20 protein-coding genes and 5 tRNA genes are annotated in these 18,979 nt (G+C 30.9%); 19 read left to right on the forward strand and 6 right to left on the reverse strand.

The annotated features are described in order from the left end of the window. Window positions 1–117: 117 nt before the first annotated feature. Window positions 118–1,473 (reverse strand): hemolysin family protein, encoded by a 1,356-nt coding sequence (locus FMM58_RS02760; RefSeq protein ID WP_150140177.1) that lies wholly within the window; start codon window positions 1,471–1,473, stop codon window positions 118–120. A gap of 112 nt (window positions 1,474–1,585) precedes the next feature. Between FMM58_RS02760 and FMM58_RS02765 the strand changes: the two genes are divergently transcribed. Further along, complete coding sequence (locus FMM58_RS02765; RefSeq protein WP_150140292.1) at window positions 1,586–2,722, forward strand: MFS transporter; 1,137 nt, start codon at window positions 1,586–1,588, stop codon at window positions 2,720–2,722. On the opposite strand, the gene FMM58_RS02770 is transcribed toward FMM58_RS02765, so the two are convergent. The 3 genes from FMM58_RS02770 to FMM58_RS02780 are packed head-to-tail and all read right to left on the reverse strand — an operon-like array spanning window position 2,712 to window position 4,627. Next, a complete protein-coding gene (locus FMM58_RS02770) occupies window positions 2,712–3,488 on the reverse strand; it encodes a UDP-N-acetylmuramate dehydrogenase (protein ID WP_150140179.1) in 777 nt (258 codons plus the stop codon). The genes FMM58_RS02765 and FMM58_RS02770 overlap by 11 nt on opposite strands. Further along, entirely contained in the window at window positions 3,485–3,760 is a 276-nt protein-coding gene (gene fliQ, locus FMM58_RS02775) for a flagellar biosynthesis protein FliQ (protein WP_150140181.1), read from the reverse strand. Before fliQ ends, FMM58_RS02770 begins: the two co-directional genes overlap by 4 nt. 9 nt (window positions 3,761–3,769) lie before the next feature. Continuing rightward, the gene (locus FMM58_RS02780; protein WP_150140182.1) at window positions 3,770–4,627 is read right to left on the reverse strand and encodes a menaquinone biosynthesis family protein; all 858 of its coding nucleotides are present in this window, start codon (window positions 4,625–4,627) and stop codon (window positions 3,770–3,772) included. A gap of 146 nt (window positions 4,628–4,773) precedes the next feature. Between FMM58_RS02780 and recA the strand changes: the two genes are divergently transcribed. From recA to FMM58_RS02830, 10 genes are all read left to right on the forward strand, one after another. Beyond that, window positions 4,774–5,802, forward strand: a complete 1,029-nt coding sequence (recA, locus tag FMM58_RS02785; protein ID WP_150140184.1) for a recombinase RecA — start codon at window positions 4,774–4,776, stop codon at window positions 5,800–5,802. A 3-nt stretch (window positions 5,803–5,805) separates the two neighbouring features. Further along, window positions 5,806–7,050, forward strand: a complete 1,245-nt coding sequence (gene eno / locus FMM58_RS02790; protein WP_150140186.1) for a phosphopyruvate hydratase — start codon at window positions 5,806–5,808, stop codon at window positions 7,048–7,050. A 65-nt stretch (window positions 7,051–7,115) separates the two neighbouring features. After that, window positions 7,116–7,319, forward strand: coding sequence for a hypothetical protein (locus FMM58_RS02795; RefSeq protein ID WP_150140188.1), 204 nt, complete (start codon window positions 7,116–7,118; stop codon window positions 7,317–7,319). Further along, a complete protein-coding gene (locus FMM58_RS02800) occupies window positions 7,309–7,968 on the forward strand; it encodes an AMIN domain-containing protein (RefSeq protein ID WP_150140190.1) in 660 nt (219 codons plus the stop codon). Before FMM58_RS02795 ends, FMM58_RS02800 begins: the two co-directional genes overlap by 11 nt. Then, window positions 7,943–8,806, forward strand: coding sequence for a DNA ligase (locus FMM58_RS02805; protein ID WP_223810191.1), 864 nt, complete (start codon window positions 7,943–7,945; stop codon window positions 8,804–8,806). Before FMM58_RS02800 ends, FMM58_RS02805 begins: the two co-directional genes overlap by 26 nt. Before the next feature lie 96 nt (window positions 8,807–8,902). After that, window positions 8,903–8,980: transfer RNA gene (locus FMM58_RS02810), tRNA-Pro, on the forward strand. 11 nt (window positions 8,981–8,991) lie between these two features. Further along, window positions 8,992–9,068: transfer RNA gene (locus FMM58_RS02815), tRNA-His, on the forward strand. Between the two features lie 4 nt (window positions 9,069–9,072). Beyond that, window positions 9,073–9,149, forward strand: a tRNA-Arg gene (locus FMM58_RS02820). Between the two features lie 9 nt (window positions 9,150–9,158). Continuing rightward, window positions 9,159–9,235: transfer RNA gene (locus FMM58_RS02825), tRNA-Arg, on the forward strand. Between the two features lie 7 nt (window positions 9,236–9,242). Continuing rightward, window positions 9,243–9,327: transfer RNA gene (locus FMM58_RS02830), tRNA-Leu, on the forward strand. A 246-nt stretch (window positions 9,328–9,573) separates the two neighbouring features. Here the strand turns inward: FMM58_RS02830 and fliI are convergent. Further along, window positions 9,574–10,980: a flagellar protein export ATPase FliI gene (gene fliI / locus FMM58_RS02835; protein WP_150140194.1), complete on the reverse strand. Its 1,407-nt coding sequence runs from the start codon at window positions 10,978–10,980 to the stop codon at window positions 9,574–9,576. Continuing rightward, a complete protein-coding gene (gene folE, locus FMM58_RS02840; protein WP_150140196.1) occupies window positions 10,980–11,552 on the reverse strand; it encodes a GTP cyclohydrolase I FolE in 573 nt (190 codons plus the stop codon). The genes fliI and folE overlap by 1 nt, the downstream gene beginning before the upstream one ends. Window positions 11,553–11,676: 124 nt before the next feature. On the opposite strand from folE, the gene tig reads away from it, so the two are divergent. Genes tig through purN form a run of 8 tightly spaced genes read left to right on the forward strand, consistent with a single transcriptional unit; the run spans window position 11,677 to window position 18,977 of the window. Then, complete coding sequence (tig, locus tag FMM58_RS02845) at window positions 11,677–12,963, forward strand: trigger factor (protein WP_150140197.1); 1,287 nt, start codon at window positions 11,677–11,679, stop codon at window positions 12,961–12,963. Window positions 12,964–12,973: 10 nt separating this feature from the next. Beyond that, complete coding sequence (gene clpP, locus FMM58_RS02850; RefSeq protein WP_150140199.1) at window positions 12,974–13,558, forward strand: ATP-dependent Clp endopeptidase proteolytic subunit ClpP; 585 nt, start codon at window positions 12,974–12,976, stop codon at window positions 13,556–13,558. A gap of 9 nt (window positions 13,559–13,567) precedes the next feature. After that, window positions 13,568–14,101 (forward strand): peptide deformylase, encoded by a 534-nt coding sequence (gene def, locus FMM58_RS02855; RefSeq protein WP_150140201.1) that lies wholly within the window; start codon window positions 13,568–13,570, stop codon window positions 14,099–14,101. Further along, window positions 14,088–15,593: a YifB family Mg chelatase-like AAA ATPase gene (locus FMM58_RS02860; protein ID WP_150140203.1), complete on the forward strand. Its 1,506-nt coding sequence runs from the start codon at window positions 14,088–14,090 to the stop codon at window positions 15,591–15,593. Before def ends, FMM58_RS02860 begins: the two co-directional genes overlap by 14 nt. Then, window positions 15,594–15,977, forward strand: a complete 384-nt coding sequence (locus tag FMM58_RS02865; protein WP_150140205.1) for a hypothetical protein — start codon at window positions 15,594–15,596, stop codon at window positions 15,975–15,977. Next, a complete protein-coding gene (locus FMM58_RS02870) occupies window positions 15,974–17,065 on the forward strand; it encodes a DNA recombination protein RmuC (protein WP_150140207.1) in 1,092 nt (363 codons plus the stop codon). Before FMM58_RS02865 ends, FMM58_RS02870 begins: the two co-directional genes overlap by 4 nt. Beyond that, window positions 17,062–18,420, forward strand: a complete 1,359-nt coding sequence (locus FMM58_RS02875) for an NAD(P)H-hydrate dehydratase (protein ID WP_150140209.1) — start codon at window positions 17,062–17,064, stop codon at window positions 18,418–18,420. Before FMM58_RS02870 ends, FMM58_RS02875 begins: the two co-directional genes overlap by 4 nt. Further along, a complete protein-coding gene (gene purN, locus FMM58_RS02880) occupies window positions 18,411–18,977 on the forward strand; it encodes a phosphoribosylglycinamide formyltransferase (RefSeq protein ID WP_150140211.1) in 567 nt (188 codons plus the stop codon). Before FMM58_RS02875 ends, purN begins: the two co-directional genes overlap by 10 nt. Window positions 18,978–18,979: the final 2 nt, after the last annotated feature.

An 18,979-nucleotide genomic window follows, 5' to 3' on the forward strand; every position in this document is an offset into this window, starting at 1 on the left:
TTTTTGTTTTAAAATAGTGCAAATAGTTATTTTAAAAAAATATTTTTTCTTATTTAAATTTTTTTATTGTTGGTAAATTGATTTAATTGTACATAAATTCAGCCCCAAAGGGCTAAATTATTCAATGGTAGGTTTTTTAGTTACTTTTACAAGCTCAATTGAATTTGCATCCATTTTACAAACTTCATAGGTGCAAAGCTCATCATCTATAATGTCACCAACTACTGGCAAACGTCCTAAAAGATTAAACACATATCCACCAATTGTAACTTGTTCTAAATTTTTATCATAACTAATCAATAAAAGCTCTTCAACCTGTTCTATATCGCAACGTCCTTGAAATTCATACACATCATCGGATATTTTTTTATAACTATCTTCTTCATTTTCATTTTTAATTTCTCCAATAATTTCTTCTAAAATATCTTCCATAGTTAAAATTCCAGCAGTACCCCCATACTCATCAATAACTAAGGCTACGTGAGAACGTTCTTTATTCATCATTACAAGTACCTTTGAAATGCTAATATTTTCTGGTACTATAATCAAAGGCTTTATAAAATCATCTATCTTAGCCTTATTTTCAGAAAGTTCATTTTTAACTATATCTCTAATGTGTATCATGCCTACAACGCAATCCTTTGAACCATCTATACAAGGAAAACGTGTATGTTGGTGAGTGTAAAGAATTTTTAAATTTTCTTCGTACGAGTTTTGTTTATCAAGGCAAATCATATCGCGACGTGGGGTCATAACCTCCTTAGCCATTGTATCGCTAAAATCAACAGCATTTCTTATAATCTCAGTTTCAAATTCATCTAAAACTCCACCTTTTTGACTTTCACTTGCTATAAATTTAATCTCTTCTTCTGAATGCGTTAATTCATATTCTTTTGCTGGTTTTATCCCAAAAACCTTTAAGGCAAGGGCTGCTAATATATCAAAGATTTTAATACAAGGAAAAGAAATTAACCAAAACCAATGCAATGGTCTTGCCACCCAAAGCACAGTCCTATCTGCAATGGCGATTGCTATACTTTTTGGGACAAGTTCTCCTAAAACCACATGTAAAAGCGTTATAGCACTAAAAGCAATTATAAAGGCTAAACTATGAATAATTACAGGGCTTGTATGAAATTTACTTAATAAAGTTTCAAGCATACTTGCAAGGGCTGGTTCTCCTATCCATCCAAGGGCTAGAGAACTTAAGGTAATACCTAATTGACAAGCACTAAGATAGGTATCAAGCTTAGAGGTTACTTTTAAAGCCATTTTTGCATTAGGTCTTTTTTCTTTTAAAAATTCTTCTAATTTAGAACGACGTACCTTTACTATGCTAAATTCAGACAATACGAAAAAACCATTTAAAAAAACTAAAACAAAGGCGATGAAAATCATCAAACTAGAATAACCTACATTAAAGGTGTAAGTAGTAGCAGTTTGTGCAGTATCTATGAATTGACTGGGGTCCAATTAAACTCCTTAAAAATAAAATATACAATTATACACAATGAAAAGGATATTTTAGCTTAAGTATTTTTTATATAAGCTAAACTTAATTTTGATTGTGTTTAAATTAAAAACTATGAAAGCCCTACAACTTCTTATAATTTTTACAGCAATGCTAACCCTTGCACTCCTTTATGCACCTCAGCCTTTAATGCCTTTGCTAGCAAGTTATTTTAATGTAAATTTAAATCAAATTTCTTGGATTATGAGTATAGCTTTAATTCCCTTAGCCATTAGTCCTTTAATCTATGGTTACTTGCTTGAAAATTTTTCCTTAAAAAAAATTCTTATTGTTTCTTTGTTTGCTTGTGCGATTTTGCAAATTTTAGGTAGCTTAGTCTTAAATTTTTATATATTTTTAAGCCTTCGTTTTATTCAAGCTTTATTTATTCCAGCGATTTTAACCTCTCTTCTTACGCTTTTAACAAGGATTGATACAAATAATATTCAAAAAAACATAGCATTTTATATAGGGGCTACCACCTTTGGAGGCTTTGTAGGTAGAATTTTTGGAAGTTATTTAAGTGATATATTCTCTTGGGGAATTGCCTTAAATTTCTTTGCCTTTTTAATGCTAATATGTGCCTTTTCTTTAATGCTTTTTAAACAAAAATACTCAAATTTAACGCAAAAAACAAGCCTTAAAGATTATATACCCTTTTTCAAACAAGCAAAATTTATAGCCCTTTTTATCTGTATTTTTACAATGTTTTTTGCCTTTCAAAGCATAACTTCTTTTTTGCCCTTTCACTTAAAAGAAGTGTTTAAAGATATAACTCAAACTCAAATAGGACTTGTTTATGTTAGCTATCTAACAGGGGTTTTAAGTTCTTTGCTTATAAATAAAACAATTCAAATTTTAAAATCTCGCTCAAATACGGCAGTTTTTGGGCTTATAAGTTTTATAATGGGTTGTTTTTTTGTAATGGTTAAGGATTATTATTTCAGCTTTTTTGCAATGTTTGTAGTGTGTAGTGGAATGTTTATTTGTCATGCGATTTTTTCAGCAATGATAAATTTAAGTACTACAAAAAAAGGCTTAGCAAATGGACTTTATCTTACTATTTATTATAGTGGAGGAGCACTTGGTTCGGTTTTGCCAGGAATTTATTATCAAATTGTAGGCTGGGATTTTCTTTGCACGTTAACTGCGTCTTTATTGTTTTGTTCTTTGCTTGGATTTTTAAGGTATAAAAAGGATTTTAAATTATAATTACTTCTTCAACAAGCTTTATGCCGTGAGTTTCATAAACCCTTTTTTTAGCAAGTTCTATAAGAAAAAAGGCATCATCAAAACTAGCATTTTTTTTATTTATTAAAAAATTTGCGTGCTTATCACTAATCATAGCATCATTTTTACAAAAGCCTTTAAGCCCAACGCTTTCAATCAAACGACCCGCAAAATCACCACTTGGATTTTTAAAAATACTACCAAAAGAAGCCCCGCTTGGTTGATTATTTCTAAGATTTTTTAAAAGTGCGTCTTTTTCATTATCAAAACCAAAAAAAAGCTTAAATTTAGCCTTGAAAAAAATGTCTTTTAAATCACAAAAGCGATAGCTAAAATTTATATTTTCTTTTAAAATTTCTTTATTGCTAGTAGTGATACTTATTAAATTTAAGCTAATATTTTCATCCTTTAAACCTGCATTCATTTTTAAAAGCCCACCAAGTAGACCTGGAATTTTTTGTAAAAATTCAAAGCCTTTAATATTGTGTTTTTTAGCAAAATTATACATTAAAGAAGAAGGGGTGGCACAGCCTATTTCAAGGATTACAAAATTATTATTTTGTTCTAAGATATTAATAAAATTAAAATTTTTACTTAAAATTCCTAGTGTTTTTTTCTTATCACTTACCAAAAGATTATTAGCCCCACCGATTATAAATCCATTAAAGTTACAAATTTCATCTAAAATTTGTACTTCAAAAGGACTACCTATTCGAACAGAGCTATATTTTTTAAAATCAATTATCATTGATACTTGATAAAAAGTGGAATTTGATCAAACACACCCGTGGTAAAATCAGTCATTGTAGAAATCATCCAAGGCATTAAAAAGATAAGCACAACAACTACTAGTATGATTTTTGGTACAAAGGCTAAAGTCATTTCGTTAATTTGCGTAGTAGCTTGAAAAATACTTATTAAAAGTCCAGCACCAAGACCAGCTAAAAGCATAGGCAAGGCTATAGTAAGTGTTACTTTAAAGGTTTGAACGCCAAGGGCGACAAGGGTACTTTCATCCATATTTTTCCTTTAAGAATATCTTGCGTTTTCATACTCGCAAGGGATTAAATAATTTTCTACATTAATTATTTTATCATAAAATTTATACTCATAGCCTAATTTAAACAAAATATTTAAGGCAAGCAATTGTTCTTCATTCATGGATATTGAATTTTTATTTGCGTATAGATTAAGATAGGTATCTAAATTTGTAGCATTGACCCTTATTAAATTTCGTTCAAATAACATTTTTGACATTATTTTTTTATTATTATGTGCTAAATCAACAGCTTTTGTTAAATCCTTTTCTATTAAAATTGCATCACTTATAGGCAAGGATCTTCTAAGTGCCATTCCACCAAGTGGTAATGGAATTTGTTCTTTTGCAAATTCTAGCCACAAATCCCAAATTTCAGTCTCAACGCATAAATTTTCATCAAAATCTAAAATGCTTTCATGTATTAACACACCAGCATCCACCTCGCCACTTAAAACAGCTTTTTCAATGTCTAAGAAATTCTTATAAACTATCCTAGCATCCTTATACTTCATACGAAAAAGTAAGGCGTTTGTGGTATTTGCCCCACTTAGTGCTACTTTGAAATTTTTTTTTAAAGTGGTATTCTTTTTTTTGATAAGCTTTGGTCCATAACCTTGCCCAAAACTTACAGCCGTTCTTAAAAGTGCGTATTCTTTTGCTATTAAAGGATAAACTCCAAAAGATATAGCACTCACATCAAATTCATTTTGCAGGGCAAAATCATTTAAGCTTTGTATATCAAGGGCCTTATTTTGATAATTAAAATTCCTAACCCAGCCAAATTTTATAGCCATATACATAAAAATATCATCTGCATCAGGAGAATGTGCTAAATTTATAGTTTTCATTGATTAAACCTTATTTTTATTAATCTTAAAATTCATTTTACACCCTTAACATTATAAAAAAATTTAGCCTTGAAATTTTAACAAAAAAAACTTATGTTAAAGATATCTTTGTAAAATTATAATTTAATTAAGTAAAAGGACTGCAAATGGATGATAATAAGAAAAAATCCTTAGACGCTGCTTTAAAAAGCCTTGATAAAGCCTTTGGAAAGGGTACTATTTTAAGGCTTGGAGATAAAAAAGTTGAAAAAATTGATGCAATTTCTACAGGTTCTGTTGGACTTGATTTAGCCTTAGGCATAGGTGGAGTGCCAAAGGGAAGAATTATAGAAATTTATGGACCAGAGGCCTCTGGTAAAACAACTTTAACTTTGCATATCATAGCAGAATGTCAAAAAGCAGGTGGAGTTTGTGCCTTTATAGATGCCGAACATGCCTTGGATGTAAAATACGCTAAAAATTTGGGCGTAGATACAGATAATCTTTACATTTCTCAACCTGATTTTGGCGAACAAGCTTTAGAGATTGTAGAAACTATAGCAAGAAGTGGGGCTATGGATTTAATAGTAATTGATAGCGTTGCAGCCCTTACCCCAAAAGCAGAAATAGAAGGCGATATGGGAGACCAACATGTAGGACTTCAAGCAAGATTAATGAGCCAGGCATTAAGAAAGCTTACGGGCATAGTTCATAAAATGAATACAACTGTTATTTTTATCAATCAAATTCGTATGAAAATCGGTATGATAGGTTATGGTACCCCTGAAACTACAACAGGTGGAAATGCCTTGAAATTTTACTCTTCGGTTAGACTTGATGTTCGAAGGGTTGCTACATTAAAGCAAAATGAAGAACCTATAGGCAATCGCGTTAAGGTAAAGGTAGCTAAGAATAAGGTAGCACCTCCATTTAAACAAGCTGAATTTGATGTAATGTTTGGCGAGGGTTTGAGTAGGGAAGGTGAGATTATTGATTATGGTGTAAAGCTTGATATTATCGATAAAAGCGGTGCTTGGCTTTCTTATAAGGATAAAAAACTAGCACAGGGTAGAGAAAATGCTAAAATCTTTTTAAAAGAAAATCCAAAAATAGCAGATGAAATTGTCGTAGCGATAAGCAATTCTATGGGCTTAGATAATGCTTTAACTTCAAATGAAGAAGATGAAGAGGAGTAAAAAATGCTAGTTATTGAAGATATTATGGCTTATGAGGTGCTTGATAGTAGGGGTAATCCAACTATCAAAGCAGAAGTTATTTTAAATGATGGTACAAGTGGTAGTGCTATAGTACCAAGTGGGGCAAGTACTGGTTCAAAAGAGGCCTTAGAACTTAGAGATAATGATGAAAGATTTAATGGAAAAGGCGTTTTAAAGGCTGTTGCAAATGTAAATGAAAAAATAGCCGATGAGCTTATCGGTCTTAATGCCTTTGAGCAAGGCATTATTGATGAAACCTTAAAAGAACTTGATGGTACGCATAATTACTCAAATTTAGGAGCAAATGCTACCCTTGGCGTTTCAATGGCTACAGCTAGGGCAGTTGCAAATTCTTTAAATATACCTTTGTATAGGTATTTAGGTGGTGCAAATGCTAGTGTTTTGCCCGTGCCTATGTGTAATATCATAAATGGTGGGGCTCATGCAAACAATAATGTAGATTTTCAAGAATTTATGATTATGCCTTTTGGTTTTTTAACCTTCAAAGAGGCATTAAGGGCAGTTTGTGAAATTTATGCTATCTTAAAAAAAGAATTAGCTAATCTTGGGCACTCAACTGCCTTAGGTGATGAAGGTGGTTTTGCTCCAAATTTAGCAAATAATACTGAACCAATAGAGCTTTTAATGACTTGCATTAAAAAGGCAGGTTATGAAAAAAATATAAAAATAGCTCTTGATATAGCATCTAGTGAATTTTACAAGGATGGAAAGTATCATTTAGAAAGTACGAGTTTGAGTAGCGATGAGCTTATTAAGCTTTATGTTGACCTTTGTGACAAGTATCCAATTTATAGTATTGAAGATGGCCTAGCAGAAAATGACTTTGATGGCTGGATAAAATTAACTGAAAAACTAGGCAAAAAAATTCAACTTGTGGGGGACGATTTATTTGTTACAAATGAAGATATTTTAAGAGAGGGCATTATTCAAAAAATGGCAAATGCTATTTTAATTAAGCCTAATCAAATAGGCACTATATCTCAAACCATGAAAACAGTGCGTTTAGCACAAAGGCATAATTATAAATGTATTATGAGTCATCGTTCAGGTGAAAGCGAAGATGCCTTTATAGCCGATTTTGCTGTAGCATTAAATACAGGTCAAATTAAAACAGGTGCACTAGCAAGAGGTGAAAGAACAGCAAAATATAATCGTTTATTAGAAATAGAACTAGTAAATAATGAGTATTTAGGAGAAAAACTCTGAGCGATTTACTTAAAGAATATGATGAAAGCACGAAAAAACGAGGTCTTTATGCTTCGATTTTAAAAATGTTTTTTTGGGCACTTTTAGTTAGCATAGGTGCTATTTATTTTGGAAATATGCTTTTTGGGCAATATTCCCTTGATACTATGTTATCATTAGAAGCGACAAAAAAGGATTTAAACAGAAAAATTTTGTTTTTAAAAGAACAAAATTCCAAGGCACAAAAGGATTATTTTGAATTACAAGGATTATACCCAAATGAAAAATAAAATTTTATTATTACTTATATGTTTAGCTTGTTTAAAGGCAGATGACAACCCATTTGCTGTAGAACAAAATGCAAGTATTGTATTGCCTCAAGCCTTTCAAAGAGAAGAGATGAAATTTAATTCTGATGCAAGAATTTTAAAAAGTATAACTTTTAATTATATAAAGCTTGATGGCACTGAAGAAAGCGTGAGCGTGGATATTAATAAAAGTATTGATTGGCATGAAACCTATGCTTTTTCTCGTTCTAAAACCCCTGATGCTAGTCAAATTTTAGATGTATCAGTAACCATTCCTGAAAAAATAGATCAAAACATGGAGGCAAATAGTTCAATAAATATAGAAATGCCTTTACAAACCGAACAAATTTATGAATACATAGCTTATACAACCTATAAAAATAAGATTAAATTTAATACTCAAGATGAGATAATTTCTGATTTTGCAATAGGCAATCCAAGCAAGATAGTAGTGGATTTTAAATCAGATAAGATAAGTCCAACTAAGAACATAAGACTTAATAATTCTTTGTTTAAAAGGATTGATTTTGGCTCACATAAGGGCTATTATCGTTTAGTAATTTATTTGGATGGAAAATATAGCTATCATATAGATAAAGATGCAAATGGCTATACTATCAAACTTTTTTAAATTTTGTTTTTTTAATTTAATATTTGTAGATTTAGCAGTGGCCAATGAGCTTTTATTGTTTAGTAATTTTAACGAAAAAAATTTCAATGATGAAAACATAAAAGTCTTTATGATGAGTGAAAAGCTTGATGGAGTGCGTGGAATTTGGGACACAAAAAGCTTTAAAAGTAGAAAAAATTATATTATTAAGGTACCTAGCGATTTTATCAATAATTATCCACCCTTTGAGTTAGATGGAGAATTTTTCATACAAAGGGCTAGTTTTGATGAAATTTCAAGCCTTATTAGAAGTGATGATATTACAAATAAGCTTTGGGAAAGGGCTAGTTTTAATGTCTTTGACGTACCTAATGCTTGTAAAGAATTTAATCTAAATCCTTGCACACTAGAAAATCGCTTAAATATTTTAAAAGAGTATTTAGAAAAGTACCCAAACTCAAGGCTTAAAATCATACCACAAATTAAAATTCAAAATTTAGCACATTTAAAAACATATTATGAAGAAATTTTAAAAAAGGGTGGCGAAGGCTTAATTATCCGTAAAAATGAGCTTGATTATGAGAAAAAACGTTCAAATTTAGCTTTTAAATTTAAGCCTTTTTTTGATGCAGAATGTGAAGTTGTAGGCTATACAAAGGGCAAGGGCAAAAATATAGATAAGGTCGGGTCCTTACTTTGTAAAATGCAAGATGAAAGGGTGATTAAAATAGGCTCAGGCCTTAAAGATAAAGACAGAATCAACCCTCCACCAATCGGCTCAATTATCACTTATAAATTTAATGGTTTAACTAAAAATAACCTGCCTCGTTTTCCCGTTTTTTTACGCATTAGAAATTAAAAAAAATGTAAAAATTATATGCTAAAACTTATAGCAAGGCTTTATTTAACTTGACTTTGTAATATTTTTTCGTTAAAATACTTGCTTTATTTATTTCGGGGTGTAGCGCAGTCTGGTTAGCGCACCTGGTTTGGGACCAGGGGGCCGAAAGTTCGAATCTTTTCACCCCGACCATTTTTAAAATGGTGAGTGTAGCTCAGTTGGTTAGAGCATCAGATTGTGGTTCTGAGGGTCGTGGGTTCGAGACCCATCACTCACCCCACTCGGCGTTCGTAGCTCAACTGGATAGAGCGACAGACTTCGGATCTGTAGGTTATGGGTTCAATTCCTATCGGGCGCACCATTGTTTTGAGCGCTCATAGCTCAGCTGGATAGAGCAACGGCCTTCTAAGCCGTAGGCCAGAGGTTCGAATCCTCTTGGGCGTACCATTTTTTTGCGGATGTGGTGAAATTGGCAGACACGCCAGACTTAGGATCTGGTGCAAAAATGCGTGAAGGTTCAAGTCCTTTCATCCGCACCACTTCTTTATAAATTTTTTGTAATCTCATAAAAATTTGTGTTATAGCTAAAAATAGATATTAAAATTCGTTAAAGCGTATATTTTATCTGTATGTATTTGTTATAATTATTAGCAGTTTAGGATTTTATATAAATTATGGCGTTGATATTTATTTTTTAAACGATAAATAAAACATTTACATAAATTATATTTTTTTTCTAGGACTTAAATTAATGTTTTAAAATTACCTTTTGCTAAATTTCAAACTTAAACTTTTGCCTTTGTTGCTACATTTGGTGGAAGTGGTACATTTGTCTTTGTGGTTGCTAAATTTGGTTGTACATTAGCAACTGGTGGAAGTGGTACCTGGCTATCAATACCCTTTAAAAGTTCAAGCATTTCTTCAAATTCAAAATTTTCATTAGGTTCTTGCATCAGGAAATTTTGCATAAAATCCTTTTTTGCCACGGCTTCATCAAGTTCTTTATCTGTTCCTTTTTGATAAGCCCCAATCCTAAGCAATACTTCATTTTCCTTTAAAAGTGAATTTAAACGTTTAAATTTCATAACCAATGCCCTATGTTCTGGTTTTATAATATCATTCATTACACGAGAGGCCGAATTTTGTATATTAATAGGAGGATAAATACCATAATCAGTCATTTCACGGCTTAAAACAATATGCCCATCTAATATAGAACGACTCTGATCGGCAATAGGGTCACTCATATCATCCCCATCAACTAACACCGTAAAAAAGGCAGTTATAGTGCCCTTGCCCTCTTCTTTGCCTGCCCTTTCCATAAGTTGGGGTAATAAACTTAAAACGCTTGGAGGATAGCCCTTTGTAGTAGGTGGTTCGCCAAGGGCAAGGCCAATTTCTCTTTGTGCCATTGCAAAACGAGTAACACTATCCATTATGAAAAGCACGTCATGCCCCTTTTCTTTAAAGTATTCAGCCACACTCATAGCACAAAAGGCCCCGTATTTTCTCATCAAAGCACTATCATCGCTAGTTGCAGCAATAATAACTGTATTATCAAGCTTTCCATTAAGATTTTTTTGTATAAACTCAGGTATTTCACGGCCTCTTTCACCGATTAGGGCTACTACTTTTATGGTAGCCTTTGAATTTTTTACTATCATTCCCATTAAGGTAGATTTACCTACCCCGCTACCTGCAAAAATGCCTAGTTTTTGACCAACTCCACAAGTTAATAGCCCATCAATTGTCTTAACCCCAACTGGAAAAATCGTATCAATTAAACTTCTTTTCATAGCATCAATGGGTGCTTTCATAATAGGAATATAATGCGTTGGTTCTATATTTTCCTTGCCATCCTTTGCTCTCATGAATGGGTCAACCACTCTTCCTAAAAGCTCATCGCTAACGCCTATTTGCATTCCAGCATCGCTTATAAACGCCTTATCGCCGATTTTAAAGCCCTCTATAAAAGAAAATGGACTTAAATAACTATAATTATCCTTTATTTCAATAACCATAGCCAGAGTTTGTAATTTATCATTAGTATTTGAAACTAATTGTACTATATCGCCAATACCTGTTTTTAAGCCCTTAATCTCTAAGCTAGTTGGCGAAATTTTTGTAATTTCTCCAAAAACTACGCTTAAATTTTCTCGTCCTAATCTTTCCCTAAGTTTTTCTAATTTCATTAAAAACGAACCTGTTTAAAAGAATTTATCAAAGAAAAAAATTCCTTTCTAGTCTTTTCATCTTTTAAAAAAATGCCCCTAAGTGCAGAAGTTGAGGTAGTGCAATTTACTTTTTCCACCCCACGCATTTCAACGCATAAATGCCTTGCCTCAATAACCACGCCAACGCCCTTTGCTCCTACATTTTGCATTAAAGCATCTGCTATTTGTTCGGTTAATTGTTCTTGTATTTGAAGTCTTCTTGCAAAAATTTCAACTAATCTAGGAATTTTACTTAAGCCAACTACCTTTTTATCAGGTATATAAGCAACATGCACACGACCAAAAAATGGCAATAAATGATGCTCACAAAGGCTATAAAATTCAATATCTCTTACAAGCACCATTTCGTTATTCGAACTTTCAAATAAAGCATTGTTTAAAATATCTTTTACATCTTTTTTATAGCCACTAGTAAGGTATTCAAACGCCTTAAATACGCGTTTTGGTGTATTTATAAGTCCTTCTCTGTTAGGATTTTCGCCTAATAATGTTAATATAGTTTTAATGCAATCTTGAAATTTTTCTTGCAAACTTAACTCCGTTATAGTAAAAAAATTTGCGTATTTTATCATAAATTGCTTTAAAAATTTTGCAATCAATAAGGAAAAATTTGCTATGATTACTCAAAAATTTTAGTTTTTAAGGGAAAATACAATGCAAGTTAAAGCAACACAACTAGACTCTGTTAATGCAAATGTAGATGCTAGTATTTCAAGCACTGCTATGCAAACGCAAATTCAAAAATTAGCCAAAGAAGCATCAAAAAGTGTTAAAATGGATGGTTTTAGACCAGGGCATGTACCTGTAAATGCAGTATTAAAAAGATACGCAAAAGAATTAAAGCAAGATGCAGAACAAAGATTATTAAAAGAGGTTATAGATTTAGCCTTAAAAGAACTTAAAAAGGATACAACTGAACTTGTAGGACAGCCTTATTTTGAAAAATTCGAACAAAAAGATAATGGCATTGAGACTAAATTGGTACTTTCATTTAGACCTAAGATTGAACTTAATGAGTATGAAAAATTAATTCCTAACTATGAGATACCAAAGGCTAGCAAGGAAGAATTTGAAGAAAAGAAAAATCAACTTTTAAGAAGATATGCTACAACTGAGACTGTGGATAAGCAAAGTTTAGAAGAAAAAGATTTTGCTAAATTTGATTTTGAAGGCTTTGTTGATGGGATTGCTTTTGATGGAGGTAAGGCTGAAAATTATGTATTAGAAATAGGCTCAAAGCAGTTTATCCCAGGTTTTGAAGATGGCATGATAGGCATGAAAAAAGGTGAAGAAAAGGAGATAAAGGTTAAATTCCCGGATAATTATAATGCTAAAAATTTAGCAGGAAAAGAAGCTATCTTTAAGGTAAAATTACATGAAATTCAAGTCTTAAAAATGCCAGAAATTAACGATGAACTTTTAAAAAAGCTTTTGCCAAATGAAGAAAAGCCAAGCATTGAACTTTTAGATAAACAAATAGAAGAACAAATTCATAATGAAAAATTGTATAAATTAATAAATGAAGAATTAAAGTCAAAATTTGTAGATTCTTTGATTGAAAAATTTGATTTTGATTTACCTCATGGCATAGTAGAACAAGAAACAGATATACAATTTAGAAATGCTTGGGTAAATTTTAGCGATGAAGAAAGGCAAAGTTTTGCTAAGGACAAGGATAAGGCAAAGGAAAAAAGAGATAGCTTTAAGGATGATGCAAAAAAAAGCGTTAAACTTACCTTTATAGTTGATGAGTTAGCAAGACTTAGAAAGATTGAAGTAAGCGACCAAGAACTCGTACAAGCAGTTTATTTTGAAGCCTATCGTTATGGAATGAATCCTAATGAACATTTAGAAAATTATAAAAAACAAGGTGCCTTGCCAGCCTTAAAAATGGCTCTTGTAGAAGAAAAACTTTTCCAAGATATTTTTATCAAAAAATAAGGACGTATAAATGAATATCCCTTTTGTTGTAGAAAAGACAAGTAGAAGTGAGAGATCTTATGATATATATTCTCGCTTATTAAAAGATAGAATTGTAATGTTAAGTGGTGAGATTGAGGACAATATGGCATCTTCAATAGTAGCCCAGCTTTTATTTTTAGAAGCAGAGGACCCACAAAAAGATATTTATCTTTATATAAACTCACCAGGTGGAGTTATAACAAGTGGTCTTAGTATTTATGATACTATGTGTTATATAAAACCTGATATTTGCACTATTTGCATAGGACAAGCTGCTTCTATGGGTGCCTTTTTATTAAGTTGTGGTACTCAAGGAAAACGTTTTGCCTTGCCAAATGCTAGAATTATGATTCATCAACCACTAGGTGGGGCTAGAGGTCAAGCAACAGATATTGAAATTCAGGCCAAAGAAATTTTGCGTTTAAAAGCAGTTTTAAATGAAATTTTAGCAAAAAATACCAAGCAAAAATTAAGCAAGATTGCTAAGGATACGGATAGAGATTTTTTTATGAGTTCAACCGAGGCTAAGGAATATGGCATTATTGATAAGGTTTTAGAAAAAAGCTTTAAGTAAGGTATTTTTGTGATAAGAAAGATTATAACCTACCCAAATAAGAGACTTTTTTTGACCTCAAAAGAAGTGCTTGAATTTGACTCAAAACTTCATATTTTACTTGATGACATGTATGAGACTATGATAGCAAATAATGGCGTAGGTATAGCAGCTATTCAAGTAGATGTGCCACTTCGTGCCTTGCTTGTAAATATACTTGATGAAAATGAAGAACAAAAAAAAGAAAATTTACTTGAGATTATAAATCCTAAGATAACCCCACTAGGAGACGAGCAAATCACTTGTACAGAAGGATGTTTAAGCGTGCCTGAATTTTTTGAAGAAGTAAATAGGTATAAGCATATTTTATTAGAATATCAAGATCGCTTTGGCGAATTTCAAAGACTTGAAGCAAGTGATTTTTTAGCAGTTGCAATCCAGCATGAAAATGACCATTTAGATGGACATCTTTTTATAGAGAGAATTTCTTATCTTAAAAGAAAAAAATTTGACACAGAATTTAAGAAAAAACAAAAATTAGCTAAAAAAAATGAAAAAGCTTAAATGTGTTAGTTTTGATGATAATCTTGATTTAATCGATGTTGAGTCTGTTTTTACTAAGGGATTACCTGGTTTTAGCATAGTAGGACTTGCAAATACAGCTATTAAAGAAAGTGTTGAACGTATTAAGGCTGCCTTAATAAGTTGTGATTTTACTCTACCTGCTAGGAAAATCACTATAAATTTAAGCCCTTCAGGTATTCCAAAAAAGGGCTCTCATTTTGATTTAGCAATCGCAAGTTTAATCTTAATGCAAAATGATGATATAGATGAGTTTTTTGTCCTTGGAGAACTAGGGCTTGATGGTAGCATAAAAAGTACAAATGAGCTTTTTTCCTTGCTTTTATTTTTAAGCACAAAGCTTAAAACTGCCAGGGTTGTAGTGCCAAAAAGCATAGCCATGAAGGCAAGTATGATTCCTAATTTAGAAATTTATGGGCTTTTAAATTTAGATGAAGTAGGAGAATTTTTTAAAGAAAAAAATTATGAAAAATTTCGAGTAAATAAGGCTCATCCACTCTTTGAAAAGCCTTTGATTATAGACAATGAAATTTTTATAGAAAATTCAGATTTTAAATTAGATTTTTTAGATATAAAAGGGCAAGAAAATGCTAAAAGGGCTTGTTTAATCGCAGCCCTTGGTATGCATAATATTTTATTTGAAGGAAGCCCTGGAAGTGGTAAAAGTATGTGTGCTAAACGTTTAGTTTATATTATGCCACCTCAAAATTTAAAAGAAATTTTATTACAAAATGCTTATTTATCTTTAAATTCAAAAAACTGCGAATTCACAAAAGAAAGGGCTTTTCGCCACCCTCACCATACAAGCACCATGGCTAGTATTTTTGGAGGCGGGGTTAAAAATGCTAAGATTGGCGAGGTTGCCCTAGCAAATGGAGGAGTGCTTTTTTTTGATGAATTTCCTCATTTTTCAAAGCAGGTTATAGAAAGTTTAAGAGAGCCCTTGCAAGATTATAAAATTCATATTTCAAGGGTAAATTCAAAAACTACTTATGAGACAAAATTTAGCTTTATAGCAGCACAAAATCCTTGCCCTTGTGGAAATTTATTTTCTAAAAATTTAGATTGTAGGTGTTCTGAGATTGAGATTAAAAAGTATAAAAATCGTATTTCAGCTCCCATTATGGATAGGATTGATTTATACGTTGCTATGGATGAGATTAGCAAGGATGATAAGCCAAGTTTTAGTTCAAAGGAGTTAAGCGATATGGTCTTAAATGCCTTTAAATTTGGCAAAAAAAGAGGTCAAAAGGAATTTAATGGTAAATTATGCGATGAAGATTTAAAGCATTTTTGCATTTTAGATAAGGATGCACAAGGAGTTTTAGATGTTGCAATTTCGCGTTTTAAATTATCTCAAAGAGGTATTAATAAAAGCTTAAAGGTTGCTAGAAGTTGTGCTGACCTTGATGAAAGTGAGCTTATCAAAAAAGAACACCTTTTAAATGCTTTAAGTTATAGACAAAGGATATAAATGAAAAAATGGCTTTTTTTAATACTTTTTGCTACAAAATTATTTTGTAATGTTGATTCTTCAAATTGTACCTATGTAAGTGCTGATAACATGCTATTTATAGCTATTACTCATAATTGCAATACTATAGTTTGCGATAATATCCAAGGTCAATTTGCTAATTATAAAACAAAAAAGGTTTATACTTTTAAGGGTAGTGTTAAGGGAAGTTCGTATAATAATTTAGAATTTAAATTTAAAAATATAACAGATTCTTATATTATTCGCCAAAATGAGTTATTTACTATACAATATAATAATTTATTACAAACTACTCCCCTTACGCCATGTAATAGCAACTCAAGCCATTCTTTGCAAAGAATTTTTTATGGGAAAAGTAGATGAGTGAGCTTGAAATTTTACTTTTTATACTTTGCATTTGTTTAATTATTTTTTCTTTATTTATGCTTTATAAATACTATAAAATAGGCATACAAAAAGCACAACTTCTTATAAAAAATGAAATTTTAGAACAAAGCCTAAATGAAAATAAGACAAATGCTGATAAGCAATTAAAAGAAAGTGAAAATTTTTTTTCACAAAATAAATTTTTATTAAATGAGAATTTAAAAGAATTATTAAAGCCCTTTGAAGACAATGTTAAAGAATATGCAAAACGTTTAAATGATAACGAGGTTAGCCTTAAAACAAATATAGATAATATATTTAAATTTACTAATCAATTAAATAAGGATGCAAATAATTTAACTAGAATTTTAAAAGGCGATAAAAAAGTTCGTGGAAATTTTGCCGAAATGCAACTTCAAAGCTTACTTGAAAATAGTGGTTTAATCTTAAATGAACACTACACACTGCAAGTACCTGTTAAATACGATAAAAAAACTTATATTGCCGATGTTGTCTTGTCTTTAACAAATGAAAGAAAAATAATTATTGATTCAAAATTTTCCCTGCCTGATGAACTTAATTTTGAAAATATTGATGATGAAGCGTGTTTAAGTTTGGCGAAAAATTTAAAGGCTAGGATAGATGATTTAGGGACAAAGCCTTATGTTCAACTTGATTATCAAACTTATGATTTTATTTTACTTTTCATACCTTATAATAATTTATTAGATTTAGCATTAAATGTTGACAAAAATTTATACAAATACGCACTTGATAAAAAGATATATTTAGTTACGCCTTATACCTTGTTTATGGCACTCAAAACCATACAAATTTCTTGGAATAATACTAAAAGTAGAGAAAATTTAATAAATGCCTTTGAGGCCTTTTCAAAATTTCATGATAAATTTGCAAGTGTGATTGATGATTTTAACAAGCTTAAAAGAGTGCAAGATATCTTTATAAACAATATTGCAAATATAGACAATAAATTAATAAGTGGTCAAGGAAGTTTAAGTTCTCATGTTAAAAAACTTGAAGAATTAGGCGTTAAAACTCAAAAAATTTTACAGGAACAAAGATGAAAAGAATTTTTAATGATAGCAATTTTTTAGATGAAAATGCTAAAAAAAAGGGTTTAGATACTATTATTTTAATGGAAAATGCAGGGGCTAATTTAGCTAAAATTATTAAAAAAGCTTGTAAAAAAAGAAATATTAAAAGGGCTAAAATTTTATTTTTACTAGGTGGTGGAAATAATGCAAGTGACGGGCTTGTAGCAATGCGTCATTTAAAAAGGGTTAGTGCTTTTAAACTTAATTTTATGGAAAATGAAAATTTTAAAAAACAAGAAAGTATTTTAAAAAATTATAATTTTAAATTTTTAGAAAAGGAGCCAAATTTTAAAAAATATGAGGTGATTGTTGATTGTATTTTAGGAACAGGGGTTAAAAGAGAACTTGATGAAAAAACTTGTGAAATTTTAAATAAAGTAAATGAAAGCAAGGCCTTAAAAATAGCTTGTGATATACCTACAGCACTTGGTCAAAAAATTTGTTTTAAGGCTAATATTACAGCTTGTATGGGTGCTTTAAAAGAAATTTTACTTGAAGATTTTGCAAAAGAATTTGTTGGAAAAATAAAACAAGTAAGGCTTGGAATTTCAAATAAAAAATTTATTCCAAATGCTGATTCTTTTTTACTTCAAAAAAAGGATTTAACATTAATAAAAAGAAAAATTAATGCAAATAAGGGAAATTTTGGGCATATTTTTATAGCTGCAAATGCAAGTGCTGGTTCGCTAAGTGCCCTTGCTGCACTTAATTTTGGGGCCTCTCTTGTATCCTTACTTGCTAAAAAAAGCTTTTCTCCTCTTATAATGTTAAAAGAAAAATTAAGCAAGGAAGCTAAGGTAGTAGCAATTGGAATGGGACTTGAGGATTTAAGCATTTTAAAAAATCCCTTGCTTGATAATTTAGCTTTGGTGCTTGATGCAAATTGTTTTTTAAGCAAGGATATTTTGCCACATTTAAAAAGGGAAAATGTAGTTTTAACCCCTCACCCAAAGGAATTTTCAAGGCTTTTAAAGCTTTGTTTTAACGAAGATATAAGCGTTGATGAAATTCAAAAAAATCGCTTTTTTTATGCTAGAAAATTTAGTCTTGCTTATCCTTGTGTTTTGGTTCTAAAGGGGGCAAATCCTATAATTTGTCAAAAAGAACAAATCTTTGTTGTAAATCTTGGCATGGCAGGTCTTGCAAAGGGTGGAAGTGGGGATTGTTTAAGTGGAATGATAGCTTCAAATTTAGCTACAAATTTCACCCCTTTAAATGCAGCAAGTAACGCCGTACTGGCCCATGCTTTAGTTTCTAAAAAATATAAATTTAATCAAAATAGCTTTGATGCTTTAAAATTAATAAAGGGTTTAAAATGCTTGTAAAATTGGCAGTTTTATTTAGTGGGAATGGAAGTAATTTAGAAAATATTTTAAATAAATTACATAAAAAAGCTATAAACAATAATAGCTTTGAGATTGTGCTTTGTTTGTGTAATAAAAAAGATGCCTTTGGTATACAAAGGGCTAAAAAATTTGGACTTGAAACGATAATAATTGAAAATAAAAATTTTCAAAATAGGCAAGATTTTGATAAAGTTTTGGTTGATGAAATAAAAAAAAGTGGGGCTCATTTAACGATTTTAGCCGGGTTTATGCGAATTCTTAGCCCTGTTTTTACGCAAAATATAAAAGCCATTAATCTACACCCATCGCTTTTACCACTTTTTAAAGGGGCAAATGCCATAAAAGAAAGCTTTGAAAGCGATATGAAGGTAGCTGGGGTAAGCGTTCATTTTGTAAATGAAGAATTAGATAGTGGAAAAATCATAGCTCAAAAGGCCTTTGAAAAAGGGAATTTAAATTTTAAAGACTTTGAAAAAAAGATACACGAACTAGAATACGAACTTTTACCTCAAGCTATAATTTCGCTTTTTGAGTAATC

The organism is Campylobacter sp. LR291e (genome assembly GCF_008633915.1).
Taxonomy (GTDB): domain Bacteria; phylum Campylobacterota; class Campylobacteria; order Campylobacterales; family Campylobacteraceae; genus Campylobacter_D.